This is a genomic window from Pseudomonas sp. Tav-5-1A, from assembly GCF_055755055.1.
On the sequence record NZ_CM146901.1, the window covers coordinates 2,929,323 to 2,945,608 of the forward strand.

4 protein-coding genes are annotated in these 16,286 nt (G+C 69.6%); all 4 read right to left on the reverse strand.

Going from position 1 to position 16,286, the window contains the following annotated elements:
• Positions 1-102 precede the first annotated feature (102 nt).
• The 4 genes from AC0J42_RS13425 to AC0J42_RS13440 all read right to left on the reverse strand — a co-directional run bounded on the left by AC0J42_RS13425 (position 103) and on the right by AC0J42_RS13440 (position 16,284).
• A complete protein-coding gene (locus AC0J42_RS13425; RefSeq protein ID WP_473006517.1) occupies positions 103-13,131 on the reverse strand; it encodes a BapA/Bap/LapF family large adhesin in 13,029 nt (4,342 codons plus the stop codon).
• A gap of 476 nt (positions 13,132-13,607) precedes the next feature.
• A complete protein-coding gene (locus AC0J42_RS13430; RefSeq protein ID WP_473006518.1) occupies positions 13,608-14,306 on the reverse strand; it encodes a hypothetical protein in 699 nt (232 codons plus the stop codon).
• Between the two features lie 195 nt (positions 14,307-14,501).
• Positions 14,502-14,960: a hemerythrin domain-containing protein gene (locus tag AC0J42_RS13435; RefSeq protein ID WP_473006519.1), complete on the reverse strand. Its 459-nt coding sequence runs from the start codon at positions 14,958-14,960 to the stop codon at positions 14,502-14,504.
• Positions 14,961-15,165: 205 nt separating this feature from the next.
• Positions 15,166-16,284, reverse strand: coding sequence for an MBL fold metallo-hydrolase (locus tag AC0J42_RS13440; RefSeq protein ID WP_473006520.1), 1,119 nt, complete (start codon positions 16,282-16,284; stop codon positions 15,166-15,168).
• Between the last annotated feature and the right edge of the window lie 2 nt (positions 16,285-16,286).

Below are 16,286 nucleotides of genomic sequence, written 5' to 3' on the forward strand. Positions count from 1 at the left end.
CTTCCTTAAACACCACCCTGTAGCAGCGGCCGCAGGCCGCGTCCGGCGCCATGGCTGACGGACCGCGTTGCCTGGGACGCGGCCTGCGGCCGCTGCTACGGGTTACACCACATGCACCCCGCTTTGTACCCACAGGTGGTGACTTGGGTCTTCCTGGGGGGTGTATTGGGTATAGTCGACGCCGCCCGATTGTTCGCTGGCGTCGGCCACCCAGGTGCTGCCGGTCATGTGCACGCTGTCGTTGCTGCCCCCCTTGATGATCAGTTTGTCGGCGCCGGTCTCGGTGACCGCGATGATGCCCGCCAGGTTCAGCGTCAGGCTCACGGTGCCGGTGTTGGTGAGGTCGATGATCTCGATGTTGTGGATGCGGCTGGCCAGGTTGCCCAGGTCGATGGTGGCGTCGCCACCGGCCCATTGCAGGGTGTCGGTGCCGGTGCCGCCGTCCACCGAGGTGAAGTTCTGGTCGTGGACGATCAGGGTGTCGTTGCCGGCGCCACCGTTGAGGGTCACCGCGCCGCCGTGGCCGGCGTCCAGGGTGTCGTTGCCGCTGGTGCCCTGGATGACCTCGGTGGTGGTGGCCACCGCCGCCGTGGTGGCGGCGGTGCTGTCGTCGCTGACCAGCGCCAGGGCCGAGAAGGTGGCCACGGCGCCGGCCTGGTTGAGGTCGATGGTCAGGGTGGCGACGTCGGTGGTGCCGTTGGGGTGGGTGAGCTCGTAGGTGAACACGTCGGTGTGGCCGATCACCGCGTCGGTCAGGCCGGCATTGAGGGTGTACACGTAGCTGCCGTCGGCGTGCACCAGCAACGACCCGTAGGTGCCGGTCAGCGTGGTGCCGTTGTAGCCCGGCGTTACGTAGGTGCCGGCCAGCAACACGCTGAGCACGGTGTAGGCCGAGCCCAGCACGTCGGCGCCACCGCCGGCGGTGTCGGTGAGCAGGTTGCCGGTGACCGGGGTGTAGCTGCTGACCACGTTCTGGTTGGTGTAGGTGGCGGCGTTGGTGATGCTGGTGGTGATGGTGCTGAGGATGCCCAGCCCGGTCACCGCCACTTTCACCTGGTAGGTGCCGGCGGTCTGGTCGTCGAAGGTCACCCCGTAGTTGTTGCTGCCCAGGCTCAGCAGCGAGCTGCCACTGACGGTTTTCACCACCACGTAGACGCCCGAGCTGTTCATCTTGTACAGCGTCACCGTCAGGCCACCGGCCACGCTCAGCAGGTTGCTGGCGTTGAGGGTCACGGTCAGGTCACTGACCGTGTTGCTGGCGACGCTGGTGGTGTAGGTGGCGCTGCCGCCCAGCAGTGGCACGTTGAGGGTGCCCAGGGTGGAGGTGCTGGTGACCTCCTTGGCGGCCAGGGTGATGCTGGTGCTGGCGATGTCGTTGGTGGCGTCCACCACCACGGCCGGGCTGGCCAGGTTGGTGCTGCTCCAGGTTTCCGTGGCCTGGGGGCTGTCGATGCGCACGTAGAGGGTGGCGGTGGCGGTGCCCGCGGTGGGGTGCACCAGCTCGTAGCTGAAGGTGTCGACCTTGCCCACGCTGCTGGTGCTGCCGTTGGCGGTGTAGGTGTAGCTGCCGTCGGCATGGATCACCAGGGTGCCGTACAGGCCCTGCACCGTGGTGCCGGCGCCGCTGGCGACGGTGACGTAGCTGCCGTTCACCAGCACCTTGAGCACCGCGAGGTTGTTGGGCCCCAGCTGGTCGGCGACGCCGCTGGTGCCCAGGTCGGTGAGGACGTTGCCGGTGGTGGCGGCACCGGCGGTGCCGGTGAACTGGGTGAGGCTGGTGGTCTGCAGCGCCAGGTCGCTGGTGACGGTGGTCAGCAGGCCGATGCCGGTGCTGGAGACGACCAGTCTATAATCGCCGGCCAGCAGCGTGCCGATCTTCGCCTGCACCTGTTGCGAACCCAGGGTCAGCAGGTCCAGCAGGCCGCCGTTGCCGTTGATGTCCAGGGTCACCCAGGCGCCGCTGGCGTCCTTGACCTGCAGGGTGTAGACCACGCCGTTGAGCAGCGACACCAGGCTGCCGGCCGTGAGGGTCAGGGTCGGGGTGCCGGTGGTGCCGGCGCTGATGCTGAACGAATAGGTCTTGGAGAAGCCCGACAGCAGGGTGGTGAACGAGTCCGAGTAATGGGCGGTGCTGCTCACCGGCGCCAGGTTCACCGTGGCGGTGGCCAGGTCGTTGCTGGCCACCAGCGGGATGTTGGCGTCGATGTTGCTGGCCACCACGGTGGTACCGGTGGAGACGTTGCCGCTGCCGTCGGTGAGGCTGACGGTGAGGGTCTCGCCATGGTTCTGGGCGCTGCCCAGGGTCACGCTGAACAGCCCGCCGCTGAGCACGGTGGCGGTGCCCAGCACCAGGCCGCTGGCGGATTTCACCGTGACGGTGCTGCCGGCCTCGCCGCTGCCGGTCAGGGTCAGGCCGTCGGCGCTGACCACAAGGCCCGTGGCCGCGGCCGGCGGGGTGAGGTCAGGCGCGGTGGCGGTAGCCGCGACCGAGACGTTGCCGCTGGGGTCGGCCTGGGTGACGGTCAGCACCTGGCTGTTGATTTGCGCGGCGATCGCCACCGAGAAGCTGCCGTTGGCCGCCACCGTGCCGGTGCCCAGCACGGTGGTGCCCAGCAGCACCTTGACGGTGGAGCCGGCCACGCCGGTGCCGGTGACCAGGGTGCCGCTGGCGTTGACCACCACGCCAGTGGGCGCGGCCGGCGCGGTGATGTCCGGGGCGGTCAGGCTGGCGGCGGCCGAGACGTTGCTGGCGGCGTCGCTCAGGCGCACGGTCAGCACCTGGCCGTCCAGTTGCGCGCTGTTCAACGTGAGGGTGAAGGTGCCGCCAGCGCCGACGGTGCCGGTGCCCAGGGCGGTGCCCGCGGCGTTGGTGACGGTCACCGTGGCGCCGATTTCGCCGCTGCCGGTGAGGGTCAGGCCGTTCGCTGCCAGGCTGACGCCGGTGGGCGCCGCCGGGGCCTGCACGTCGGCGGCGGTGAGGGTGGAGGCGGGCGATACGTTATTGGCGGCGTCGGCCTGGGTCAGGCTCAGCACCTGGCCGTTGAGCTGGGCGCTGCTCAGGGTCACGGTGAAGGTGCCCGCGGCGTTGACCACCGCGGTGCCCAGGGTGGTGGCGCCGCTGACCACGGTGACCGTGGCGCCGGCTTCGCCCTTGCCGGTCACCTGCAGGCCGCTGCTGCTCAGCGCCAGGTCGGTGAGGGTGGCCGGGGCAGTGACGTCGGTGGCCACCAGGGTGGCGGTGGCCGAGACGTTGCCGGCGGCGTCGGCCTGGCTGACGCTGAGGGTCTGGCCGTTCAGCTGCGCCGCGTTGAGGGTGACGGCGAAGACCCCGCCGACCACGGTGGCAGTGCCCAGCACATCGCCGGCGCTGCTGCGCACGGTGACGGTGGCGCCGGTTTCACCCACGCCCGACAGCACCAGCCCGGCGCCGTTGAGGCCCAGCACGCTGGGGGCGGCGGGCGCGGTGGTGTCGGGGGCGGTGAGGGTGACCGCGGTCGAGCTGTTGTGGGCTGCATCGGCCTGCACTGCGCTAAGCAGTTGGCCGTTGGTTTGGGCGCTGCTCAGGGTCACGCTGAACGTGCCGGTGGCCCCCACCGTGCCCGTGCCCAGTACAGTACTGCCGTTGCTGACCGTGACCGTGGCCCCGGCTTCGCCCCGACCGGTGACGATCAAGCCGGTGACGTTGAGCGCCAGGTCGCTGATCGGGTCCGGCGCGGTGGTGTCCGCGGCTACCACGGTGGCGGGCAGCGAAGCGCCGCCGGTGCTGGTGGTGGCGGTAACCGACAGGGTCTGGCCGTTGGTCTGCGCGGCGTCCAGGGTCAGGGTGAACAACCCGCCGACCGTGGTCGTGCCGGTGCCGATCACCGTGCCGCTGGCGTTGTACACGGTGATGGTGCTGGAGGCCTCGGCCACGCCCGTCAGGGTCAGGCCGTTGGCGGCCAGCAACAGGTCGCTGGGCGCGTCCGGCGCCGGGTTCACCGGCACCGTCAGCACGGCGTCGAGGGAGTGGTTGCCCGCCGCGTCGGTCAGCACCACGTTCAACACGTCGTTGGCGTTGATGCCGGGGCTCAGGTTGATGACGAAGCTGCCGTTGGCGCCCACGGTGCCAGTGCCCACGCTGGTGCCGCCGGCGTTGGTGACGGCCACGCTGGCCCCCACCTCGCCGCGGCCGGCCAACTGGCTGTGGTCGGCGCTGATGCTCAGGTTGGTGGCTGCGTCCGGCGCCGTGATGTCGGCAGTGGCGTAGGTCAGGGGCAGGGAATGGTTGCCGGCGGTATCGGTGGCCACCACCGACAGCACCTGGCCATTGGCCTGGGCCGGGCTCAGGGTGACGTGATACTGGCCGTCAGCGCCGGTGGTGACGGTGCCCAGCAGGGTGCCGGCGGCGTTGGTGACGCTGATGACGCTGCCAATTTCGGCGGTGCCGTTGAGCGTGCCGCCGTTGTTGGTCAGCGAGGTCACCAGCGGCGCCGTTGGCGCGGTGATGTCCCGGGCGTCGAGGGTCTGCGCCGTCGAGGGGTTGAGCGCGGCGTCGGTCTGGATCACCGACAGCTGCTGGCCATTGAGCTGGGCGCTGGTAAGCAGGACGCTGAAGGTGCCGTCGGCGGCCACGGTGGCGGTGCCGATGGGCAGGCCGCCGGAGGTGACGGTAACGATGGCATTGGCCTCGCCGGTCCCGGTCAGCACCAGGCCGCTGTTGCTCAGCGCCAGGTTGTCTACCTGGGCCGGCGGGGTGACATCGGCCGCGGTGTAGAGCAGGGCCGCGCCGTGGTTGCTGGCGCCATCGGTCTGCACCAGGGTCAGCACCTGGCCGTTGAGCTGCGCGGCGTTGAGGCCGACGCTGTAGCTGCCGTCGGCGTTTACCGTGGTGGTGCCCAGGGTGGTGCCGGTGGCCGAGGTGACAACCAGGGTGGCGCCGGCCTCGCCGGTGCCGGTCAGGGTCAGGCCGTCGGCGCTCAGGCTGGTGACCACCGGCGCGGCCGGGGCCGTCACGTCCAGGGCGGTGAAGGCAGTGGCGGTGGCGTTGTTGCCGGCCCCGTCCTGCTGCACCACCGAGAGCACCTGGCCGTTGAGCTGGGCGCTGGTCAAGGTAAGGGTGAAGGTGCCGTCGGCGGCCACGGTGCCGTTGCCCAGCACGGTGCCGGTGCCGGAGGTCACGATGACGCTGGCGCCGACCTCGCCGGTGCCGCTGAGCACCAGCCCGGCGGCGTCCAGGGCCAGGTTCTGCACTGGGTTCGGAGCGGTGCTGTCCGGCGCGAGCAACGTGGCGGTGGCCGAGACGTTGCCGGCGTCGTCGGTCAGGGTTACCCACACGGTCTGGCCGTTGGTCTGCGCTTGGCCAGCGGTGAGGGTGACGAGGAAATGCCCGGTATTGTCCACGGCGCCGCCGTTGATCACGGTGCCGTCGGCCAGGGTGATTTTCACCGTGCTGCCGACTTCACCCGTGCCGGTCACTACCGTGCCGGTGGCGTTGAACTGCAGCTGGGCGGGCACGTCGGGCGGGGTCAGGTCCGGCGCGATGATCAGGGTCGGGCTGCTGACGTTGCCGGGTGGGTCGGCCTGCTGCACGCTTAGTTGCTGATGGTTGACCTGCGGGGTGCTCAGGCTGACGGCGAACGAGCCGTCCGCCAGCACCACTGTGCTGCCCAGCACGGTGCCGGCCGCGTCCTTGACGGTGACGGTGGCACCCGCTTCGCCGGTGCCGGTCACCAGGGCGCCGGCGGCGTTGATGGCGACGTTGGCCAGGTCTGCCGGCGGGGTGAAGTCCGGGGTGGTCAGGCTGGTGGCCGGCGAGACGTTGCCGGCGGCGTCGGCCTGCACCAGGGTCAGCACCTCGGCGTTGGTCAGCGCCGGGCTAAGCGTCAGGGTAAAGGTGCCGGTGCTGCCGACCACGGCCTGGCCCAACGGGTTGCCGTTGGCGTCAGTGACGGTGACGGTGGCCCCGGCTTCGCCGTGGCCGGTGATGCTGGCGCCGTCGCTGCCGATGGCCAGTTGCGTGAGCGCGGCTGGCGCAGTGGTGTCCACCGACACGTGATTGGTGGCCGCCGAGGTGTTGCCGGCGGCGTCGGTCAGGGTCACCGCCAGGGTCTGGCCGTTGGCCTGCGGGGTGTTCAGGGTGACCTGGAAGGTGCCGTCCAGGCGCACGGTGCCGGTGCCCAGCAGGGTGCCGTCGGTGCCCATCACCTTGACCGTGGCGCCGGCTTCGCCGCTGCCCGACAGCACCAGGCCGTCGCTGCTGACGCTGGTGACGGTGGGGGCGTTCGGCGCGATCAGGTCGGGCGCGGTGAGGTTGACGCTGTTGGACTCGTTGCCGGCAGCGTCGGTTTGGCTGAGGCTGAGCACCTGGGCGTTGGTTTGCGGGGTGGTCAGGGTCAGGCTGAACGTGCCGTTGGCGCCGACCACGACGCTGCCCAGGACGATGCCGCCCTGGCCCAGCACGGTGACGGTGGCGCCGGCTTCGCCGCGGCCGGTCAGCGCGGCGCCATCGGCGGCCAGGTGCAGGTTGCTCAGCGGCGCCGGGGCGGTGACGTCGGCCGCGGTGAGGCTGGCCGGCAGCGAGTTGATGCCGTCGCTGGAGGTGGCGTTGGCCGCCAGCACCTGGCCGTTGAGCTGGGCGCTGGCCAGGGTGACGCTGAAAGTGCCGTCGTTGAGCACCAGGGCGCTGCCCAGCAAGGTGCCGGCGGCGTTGTGCACGCTGACCGTGCTGCCGGCGGTGGCGGTGCCGCTCAGGGTCAGGCCGTCGGCGCTGAGCACCAGGTTGGCGGGCGCAGGTTCGGCCAGGGTACCCGGCGCGGTGACCGAGGCGCTGGGCGAAGCGTTGCCGGCGGCGTCGGTCTGCACCACGCTGAGGTTGCTGCCGGCGCTGGCGCTGGGGCTCAGGCCGACGCTGAAACTGCCGTTGCCGCCCACCACCACGGTGCCCAGCAGGGTGCCGCCGGCGTCACGCACGGTGACGGTGGCGCCGGCCTCGCCGCTGCCGGCCAGGGTGGCGCCGTCGCTGGCCACGGCCAGGTTGGTCACGGCCAGCGGTGCAGTTGTGTCAGCGGCGGTGAGGCTGGCCGGGCTGGAGACGTTGCCGGCCGGGTCGGTGGCGGTCACGGTCAGGGCCTGGCCGTTGGTTTGCGCGCTGTTGAGGGTGACGTGGAACACGCCGTCGCTGCCGCTGGTGATGGTGCCCAGCACGGTGCCCTGGGCGTTGGTGACGGTGACGGTGCTGCCGGCCTCGGCGTGGCCGGTCAGCTGCAGGCCGGCGCCGTTGAGTGCCAGGTCGCTGGGGCTGGCCGGTGGCGTCAGGTCCACGGCGGTGATGTCCACGGCCGTGGAGACATTGCCGGGCGGGTCTTCCTGGGTCACGGTGAGCACCTGCGCGTTGAGCTGCGCGGTGTTGAGGGTCAAGGTGAAAGCGCCGTTGGCGGCCACCAGGCCAGTGCCCAGCAGGGTGTTGTCGGCGCTGTAGACCTGCACGGTGGCGCCGGGCTCGCCGTGGCCGGTGACAGTGACGCCGTCGGCGTTGATCGCCACCTGGGTAAGGGCGGCGGGCGGCGTGGTGTCGGGGGCCACTTGGGTGACCGAGGCGGAGGTGTTGCCGCTGGGGTCGGTCTGGCTGACGTCGAGGACCTGGCCGTTGGTTTGCGCGGTGGTGAGGGTCACCGAGAAACTGCCGTTGCTGGCCACCACGGCAGTGCCCAGTGGGTTGCCGTTGCTGTCGGTGACGTGCACGGTGGCGCCGGGTTCGCCGCTGCCGTTGAGGGTGGTGCCGTCGTTGCTGATGGCCAGGCCGCTGACCACCGCCGGCGGGGTGGTGTCGACGGTGACCAGGGTTGCGTCGGCGGAGACGTTGCCGGCGGCGTCGGTGAGGCTGACGTGCAGGGCGGCGCCGTTGGTCTGGGCGCTGCCCAGGCTGACCTGGAAGTTGCCGCTCTGGTCCACCGTGCCGGTGCCCAGCACGGTACCGTTGGCGTCGCGCACGGTGACCGTGGCGCCCACCTCGCCGGTGCCGCTGACCACGGTGCCGACGTTATTGATCGACAGGTTGGCGGCCGGGTTCGGCGCGGTCAGGTCGGGGGCCTGGGTGCTGGCCGGCTGCGAGACGTTGCCGGCGGCATCGCTCTGGGTCACGGTCAGCGCCTGGGCGTTGAGCTGCGGGGTGGTGAAGGTGACGACGAAACTGCCGTTGCTGGCCACCAGCGCAGTGCCGACCACGGCGCCGCTGGCGTCGGTCACCGCCACGCTGGCGCCGGCCTCGCCCTTGCCGGTGAGGGTGCTGCCGTTGGCCGCCACGGCGACGTCGGTGGGGGCGTCGGGGGCGGTGCTGTCGCTGGCCACCACGGTGGCCGGTACCGAGGTGTGGGTGCCGTCGCTGGCGGTCACGTGCAGGGTCTGCGCGTTGACCTGGGCAATGCGCAGCAGCACGCTGAAGCGCCCGCTGCTGTTGACCAGCGCGGTGCCCAGGCTGGCGCCGCTGCTGTCCAGCACGTTGATGGTGGTGCCGGCGGTGCCGCTGCCGGTCAGGGTGCTGCCGTCGCTGGCCAGGGCCAGGTCACTGGGGCTGGCGACCTGGGTGCCGTCGGGGCCGGCCACGGTCCCGGGCTCGGACGTGTTGTTGGCCGCGTCGGTGCTGGTGACGCTCAAGGTGCTGCCGTTGGCGGCCGGGGTGGTCAGGGTCACCACGAACGCGCCATCACTGCCTGCGGTGCCGCTGCCCAGCAGGGCACCGCCGCTGTCGCGCACGGTGACGGTGCTGCCGGCCTCGGCGGTGCCGGAGACCTGGCTGCCGTCCGGGGTCACGGCGAGGTTGCCCGGCTGGGCCGGGTTGGTGGTGTCCGGGGCGGTGACGGTGGCCGGCAACGAGGTGTAGCTGCTGTCGGAGGCCGTGACCTGGAGGACTTCGGCGTTGAGCTGCGCAGAGGGCAGGGTGGCGGTGAAGTGGCCGTCGCTGCCGGCAGTGACGGTCACCAGCAGGTTGCCGTCGGCGTCCAGCACGCGCACGGTGCTGTTGGCCTGGGCGAGGCCGGTGAGCGTGGTGCCGCTTGCGTCCACCAGCAGTTCGCTGGGCGCGGGTGGCGCGGTGAGGTCCGGCGCGGTCAGGGTCTGGGTCGCCGAGGCGTTGGTGGCGGCGTCTTCCTGGTGCACGCTCAGGGTCTGGCCGTCCAGTTGCGCGGGGCTCAGGGTCACGCTGAAGCTGCCGTTGCCGGCCACCACGGCGCTGCCCAGCAGCGTGCCGCTGGCGTCACGCACGTACACGGTGTCGCCGGCCACGCCGGTGCCGGTGACGGTGGCGCCGTTGGGGCTGATGGCCAGGTTGTCGAGGCTACCGGGCGGCGTGGTGTCCGGCGCGGTGAAGCCGGCATCGGCGGAAACGTTGTTGTGCAGGTCGGTCTGGTTGACGTGCAGCACCTGGCCATCGGCCTGGGTGCCGCTCAGGGGCACGCTGAAGCTGCCGTTGTCGTTCACCGTGGCGAAGCCCAGCAGGGTGCCGTCCTGGGCGTATACGCGCACGGTGGCACCGGCCTCGCCGACGCCGCTGAGGGTGTTGCCATCGCTGCTCAGGGTGAGCTGCGTGGGCGCGTCGGGGGCCTGGGTGTCCGGGGCGGTCAGGGAGCTGCTGGGCGACGGGTTGCCGGCGGCATCGGCCTGCGCCACGGTCAGGGTCTGGCCGTTGGTTTGCGCGGTGCCCAGGGTGATCTGGAACAGTCCGTTGCTGCCCACCACGGCGCTGCCCAGGGAGGCGCCGTTGGCGTCCTTGACGGTGACGGTGGCGCCCACTTCGCCGTGGCCGCTGACGACGGCGCCGTTGGCGGAAATGCTCGCGTCGGTGATCTGCGCCGGTGGCGTCAGGTCGGGGGCGCTGACGCTGGCGGGCGTCGACGGGTTGCCGGCGGCGTCGGCCTGCACCACCAGCAGCGCCTGGGCGTTGGTTTGCGGGGTGGTCAGCAGGACGCTGAAATGGCCGTCGGTGCCCACCGTGGCGGTGCCGATCACGGTGCCGGACGGGTCGCGCACGGTGATGCTGGCGTTGGCTTCGCCATTGCCGGTCAGTTGCGTGCCGGTGGCGTTCACCGCCAGGTCGGTGACCGGGGCGGGCGCCTGGGTGTCGGGGGTGACGTAGCTCACCGGCCCGGCGCCGTTGCCGGTGCTGTCGGTGGCGCTCACCAGCAGGGTCTGGCCGTTGTGCTGCGGGCTGCTCAAGGTGACGCTGAAGGTGCCATCGGCGGCCACCACGGCGGTGCCGAGCACGGTGCCGGTGGTGCTGGTGACGGTGATGTGCGCGCCGGCCTCGCCGACGCCGCTGAGCACGGTGCCGGCGCTGTTGACGGCCAGGTTGCCCGGTTGCAGCGGGCCGTCCAGGTCCGGTGCGTTGATGTCGGCGACGGCCGAAGGGTTGCCGGCGGCATCGGCCAGGGTCACGTGCAGGGCCTGGCCATCGACCTGGGCACTGGCCAGGGTCACGCTGAAGCTGCCGGTGGCCGAGACCACGGCGCTGCCCAGCACGTTGCCGGCGGCGTCCTTGACGGTGACGGTGGCGCCGACTTCGCCGCGCCCGGTCAGCAGCAGGCCGTTGTTGCTCACGGCCAGGTCGGTGGCCGCGGCGGGGCCGGTGATGTCGGGGGCGGTGACGGGGACGCTGACCGAGACTTCGCTGTTGCTGTCGGTGGCCTGCACGCTGAGCACTTCGCCGTTGGCCTGGTTGGGGAGCAGGCTGACGATGAAGGTGCCGTCTGAAGCCACCACGCCGGCGCCGATCACGGTGCCGTTTTTGTCGAGCACCTGGATCGCATTGCCGGCGGTGCCGGTGCCGCTCAGTTGCGAACCATCGTCGTTGACCTGCAGGTTGGCCGGCGTGCCGGGGCCGTCGGCGTCCGGGGCGACCACGACAACTGCAGGCGAGGCGTTGCCGGCGGCGTCGGCCTGGGTGATGCGCACGATGTCGCCCTCGGTAACGGGCGGTTGCAGGGTGACTTCGAAGGTGCCATTGGCGTTGACCAGGCCGCTGGCAATGACCACGTTGTTGCTGTCGCGCACGGTGACGGTGGCGCCGGGTTCGCCTGTGCCCGACAGCGCCTGGCCATCGGCGCTGATCACCACGTCGGTGACCGCGTCGGGGCGGGTAGTGTCGGCGGCCACCAGCAGCGTGGGCGTGCTGGTGTTGCCGGCGGCGTCGGTGGCGGTGACGTCCAGGTGCTCGCCATTGGTCTGGGCGCTGCTCAGGGTCAGGCTGAAGGTTCCGTCGGCGTTGGCACGGGTGAGGCCGATCACCTGGCCCTGGTTGTCATGCACCAGCACCCGCGAGCCGGCTTCAGCGGTGCCGGTCAGGGTCAGGCCGTCGGCACTCAAGACCAGGTTGCCGGGCTGCGCCGGGGCGGTGAGGTCGGGGGCGGTGAGCGCGACGTTGGGCGAGACGTTGCCGGCAGGGTCGGTGAGGGTCACCTGCAGGGTCTGGCCGTCGCTTTGCGCGGGGCTGAGGGTGACGCTGAACAGGCCGTCGCTGCCGACCACGGCGGTGCCCAGCACGGTGCCGTTGGCGTCGATCACGGTGGCGGTGGCGCCGGCTTCGCCGTGGCCGCTGACCAGGCTGCCGCTGCCGCTGATGGCCACGTCAGTGGCAGGTGCGGGTGGGGTAGTGTCCGGCACGCTGAGGTCGGGCGCTTGCGCAGTGGCGGCGGGCGAGCTGTTGCCGGCCGCGTCGGTGTCGATCACCGTCAAGGCCTGGCCGGCGGTTTGCGCCGGGGCCAGGGTGACGCTGAAGCTGCCGTCGCTGGCCACCAGGGCGGTGCCCAGCACGGTGCCGTCGGCGCCTTTCACGGTGATGGTCGAGCCAGCTTCACCGGTGCCGGTGAGGGTGGTGCCGTCGGCGTTCACCGCCAAGTTGCCGGGCACGGCCGGTGGGGTGGTGTCGGCCGCGACCAGGGTGCCGGGCGCCGAGCTGTTGCCGGCGGCGTCGGTGAGGGTGACGTTGAGTGTTTCGCCGTTGGTTTCGGCCTGGTTCAGGGTTATCTGGAAATGCCCGTCGCTGCCCACGGTGCCGGTGCCCAGTACGTTGCCGGCGCTGTCGCGCACGGTCACGCTGCTGCCGGGTTCGCCGTTGCCGCTCAGGGTCAGGCCATCGCCGGTCAGGGCCAGGTCGGCGGGGGCGGCGGGCGCGGTGGTGTCCGGCGCCACGATGGTGCCGGGCGCCGAGCTGTTGCCGGCGGCGTCGGTGAGGGTGACATTGAGTGTTTCGCCGTTGGTTTCGGCCTGGTTCAGGGTTATCTGGAAATGCCCGTCGCTGCCCACGGTGCCGGTGCCCAGCACGTTGCCGGCGCTGTCACGCACGGTCACGCTGCTGCCGGGTTCGCCGTTGCCGCTCAGGGTCAGGCCATCGCCGGTCAGGGCCAGGTCGGCGGGGGCGGCGGGCGCGGTGGTGTCCGGGGCCACGATGGTGCCGGGCGCCGAGGTGTTGCCGGCGCCGTCGGTGAGGGTCACGTCGAGGCTTTGGCCGTTGTTCTGGGCGCTGCCCAGCGGCACCTGGAAATTGCCGTCGCTGCCCACGGTGCCGGTGCCCAGTACGTTGCCGGCGCTGTCACGCACGGTCACGGTGCTGCCGGGTTCGCCCAGCCCGCTCAACAGCAGGCCGTTGGCGGACAGCGCCAGGCCCGTGGGGGCGTCGGGCGCGGTGGTGTCGACAGCGGTGCCACCACCGCCGCCGCTTCCGCTGCCGCCGCCGGTGCCTACCGCGGCTGCCGTGGCGCCGCCGGCCCCCAGCAGGCCGAGGCCGGCGATGGCCCATTCGGGCGTGGCACTGCCGACCACGGCAACGCCGGCCAGCAGGTCGTCGATAGAGGAGACTTCGGCAAAGGTGAAACCATTGAAGCTTTCGGCGCTGTACTGCGCCTGCCACAGGGTGCCGTTGTCACCCTGGAACACCATGTCGCTGTGCACCCCCTGGGGGTTGGCCTTGAAGAAGTTGTCGACCCGCACCTGTTCACCGTTTTTCAGGTGCAGCACCGCGGCATCGCCACTGCGGCCAACGGACGCCACCTGCTGGGGGGGCACGGGGATCTGTACCACGGCGGGGTCTTGCAGGGAAACGTTGCCAAACGCTTGGGCAGTGACTTGGGCAGTGGCTTTGTCAGCGACGACGATATTGTCCATTATCGGCTCTTCCTTTCGCTTCTTCCGTCACCACACAGCAAATGGCGTGGTGATCGCTACGGCTCGCCGGGCACGGCAACGCCGAAAAATCCTGTACGAATTGGATCCTTCATGTATAGCAAATGGATACGAAAGCGTCGGCTAGCTTGGGCGCTAGCAGCGATTGCGCGACAGGCGGCAGAGGGATTGGGCGGGGGTAATCTAGGTATGACCGGGGTATTGGGAAAAGGTGCTTTTTTTGTACAGGTTTTTATCAATAGGTACGTAGCAGCGGCCGACGGCCGCGTCCTATACCTGGCACACCACAGTGAATCCGGACGCCGCCTGCGGCAGCTGCTACAGGGATGCGCGCACCGCCGATTGCGATGCATGCAACGCGTCTTCTGTAGCAGCGGCCGACGGCCGCGTCCAAGGTGCCGCGCTATTTCCTGCACACCGCAGCGAATCCGGACGCCGCCTGCGGCAGCTGCTACGGGTCAGGTGCGGTTTGCGAGCATGACGGTTTCGATTTGTTGGGTCATTTTTTCGCCCTTGGTGTAGAGCTGGTTGAAGAACAGCCCCTGGATCGACTCCTTCGTCGGGGTAGGGCCCTTGGGCACGAACAGGGCGCCCAGGTCGATGGTCTTGGCGAAGTTGGCCTGGGTCAGGCTGTAGCCGCCCAGGTAGCTGCCGCTCCAGGGCGAATCGGCGTTGACCACGTCGATGGCGGCGTCGCGGTAGCCGACGGCTGCGTCTTTCAATTGCGCAGAGCCATTGAGCAGGGTGTTCAGCTTGGCCAGGTCGACGCTGCTCAGCTGGCCGCCACTGTTCAGCGCTTTCAGGCTGCCGTCGGCCTGCACGGTGAAACCGAATTTCTTGTCGGCGATGGCCGGGAAGGTCGCGGCCAGGCTGGCCTTGAAGTCGTCGAAGGCTGACTTCAGCGTGGCGTGCGCTACCTGGTGGGCGGCGGCCTTCTGCGGGAAGTCCGCCGACTGCTCACGGCCAATCCAGGTATTCACCGCTTCCATGGTCAGGCCCAGCTGCTGCGCGGCTTCGCTGGGGTAATACACCGCGGCCGGGCCGGCCGCAGCGGCTTGCAGCGTTTGTGCGGCCGCCCCGGTGACGGGCTGCAGGGTGATTTTCTGCTCGGAAACCGTGAGGGAGGCCGTCGAGGTGGTGCTGACAGAAAGATCCATTTCATCAGTCCATGTATCGTGATTGCTACTGATGGTATCGGCGGTGATACGTGGAGCTTGAGTGGCTGGGGCTGCAACCTCGCATCGTTTATATCAGCTATATCAGCCGCACCGCGTTGGCAGGACGCAGCCTGCGGCAGCTGCTACGAGTGGTGCGAGGCTTGCCAGGAGCTGGCTGGCAAGCCAGAGTTGCACTCAGGCGGCTTTCTGGTGGGCCGCTTTTTTCATGGCTTCCATTGCCGCGCCAAGTTCCTCGAGCCGGGCTTCGCCCAGCAATTTCTGCGCCTGGGGAAACATCTCGCTTTCTTCTTCCTCGATATGGTGCTCGAGCAGTTCCCTGACCACCTTCACCCGGCCGGAAAATTCTACTGTGCCGGGGTCGGTTGCCTGCAGGTCGGGCAATACCAGTGAGTCCACCGTGCGGTGTTCTTCCTTGGCCTCGTAGTACATCACGTCCTGCTCTTTGCTACCCGCCGCCTTGAAGGCGGGGTACAAAATCTCTTCTTCCAGCTGGGTGTGGAGGGTAATTTCCATCTCCAGCTTGGCCAACAGATCGGTGCGCTTTTTCACGCCCCGCTCGGTGGAGTCGCTCAGTTGCTCAAGAATGGCTTTCACGCGTTTGTGGTCGGCCACCAGCAGTTCGATTGCATTCATTTTCCAGTACCCCTATCACGGTTGACGGACCGATCTGACTGCCGATCCTGGGAGAAGCTGGAAGAGTGGTGCATCGGCTATGCCACTTTCGACCACCGGTACAATCCGTTATTTGCCAAGGGCTTGGGTGATGGTCCAGTGCTTGCTCGCCGTGCACATTGCATGAATGCCGCTTGGCGCGGTGTGCAGATAGCGGCGCGGTGCCTCAATGGCCACTGGCGTTGCTGTCCAGGGGAATCGTCTGGCCGTGGTGCAACACCGTGAAGGCGTCGTCCGCCAAACCTGCGGCCCTGGTCGCCTCAAGCAGTTTTTTCGGCGGCTCGTCCAGCGGTTCGTCGGTCAGTTCGAAGGTGCCCCAGTGAATGCCGATGGCCTTCTTCGCGCCGATGTCCTGAAAGATTTTCACGGCCTCGCCCGGGTCCACGTGCTGCGGGCCCATGAACCAGCGCGGCGCGTAGGCGCCGATGGGAATCAGCGCCAGGTCGAAGCCACCGAAGGCCTTGCCGATGCGCTTGCTGTCGTTGGAATAACCGGTGTCGCCGGCGAAGTACAGCGAGAACGGCTGCGCAGCCGCCGGTGGTGTCTTTACTGCCCAGCCGCCCCACAGGGTGTCGTTGCGGTCGCCCAGGCTGCGCGCAGACCAGTGGGTGGCCGGCACGAACCAGAAATCCAGGCCGGACACCCGGGTGTGGTCGCTCCAGTCCAGCTCCTCGACGTTGTCGATGCCCTTGTCAGCCATCCATTGCTTGATGCCCAGCGGCACCAGGAAGCGCGGCGGGCCGCCGACCTGCTGGTTCAGCGCCTGCACGCTGGCCGTGTCGAGGTGGTCGTAATGGCTGTGGGAGATCAGCACCACGTCGATGTGCGGCAGTTGGTCCAGGGCCAGGCCAGGCGCGACCTTGCGCTTGGGCCCGATGAAGGAGAACGGCGAGGCGCGCTCGGAGAACACCGGGTCGGTGAGGATGTTCACGCCGTTGATCTGCAGCAGGGCGCTGGCGTGGCCGATCCAGGTCAGGGTGTTGTGGGTGTGGTTGGCCTTGAGCGCGGCCACGTCGGGGTGGTCGATGGGGAACTGGTAATTGTTCGCCGGCGGTGGCGGCAGCCGGTTGACGAAGGCGTTCCAGCGCCACTTCCAGACGCTGCCGCGCGCCAGGGGGCCGTCGTTGTTTGCGAAATGGCCGTCTGCACGCGGGGCGTGGTGGATGTCACTGGCGGCCAGCTGTTCGGGCGAGGGCGCCAGCGGCGGCTCGCCGCCAGCGCTGGCGCAGGTGGCGGCGCAGAGTAGCGAGAAACCGCATAGCAGGGCGCTGGGGCGAATGGGCACGG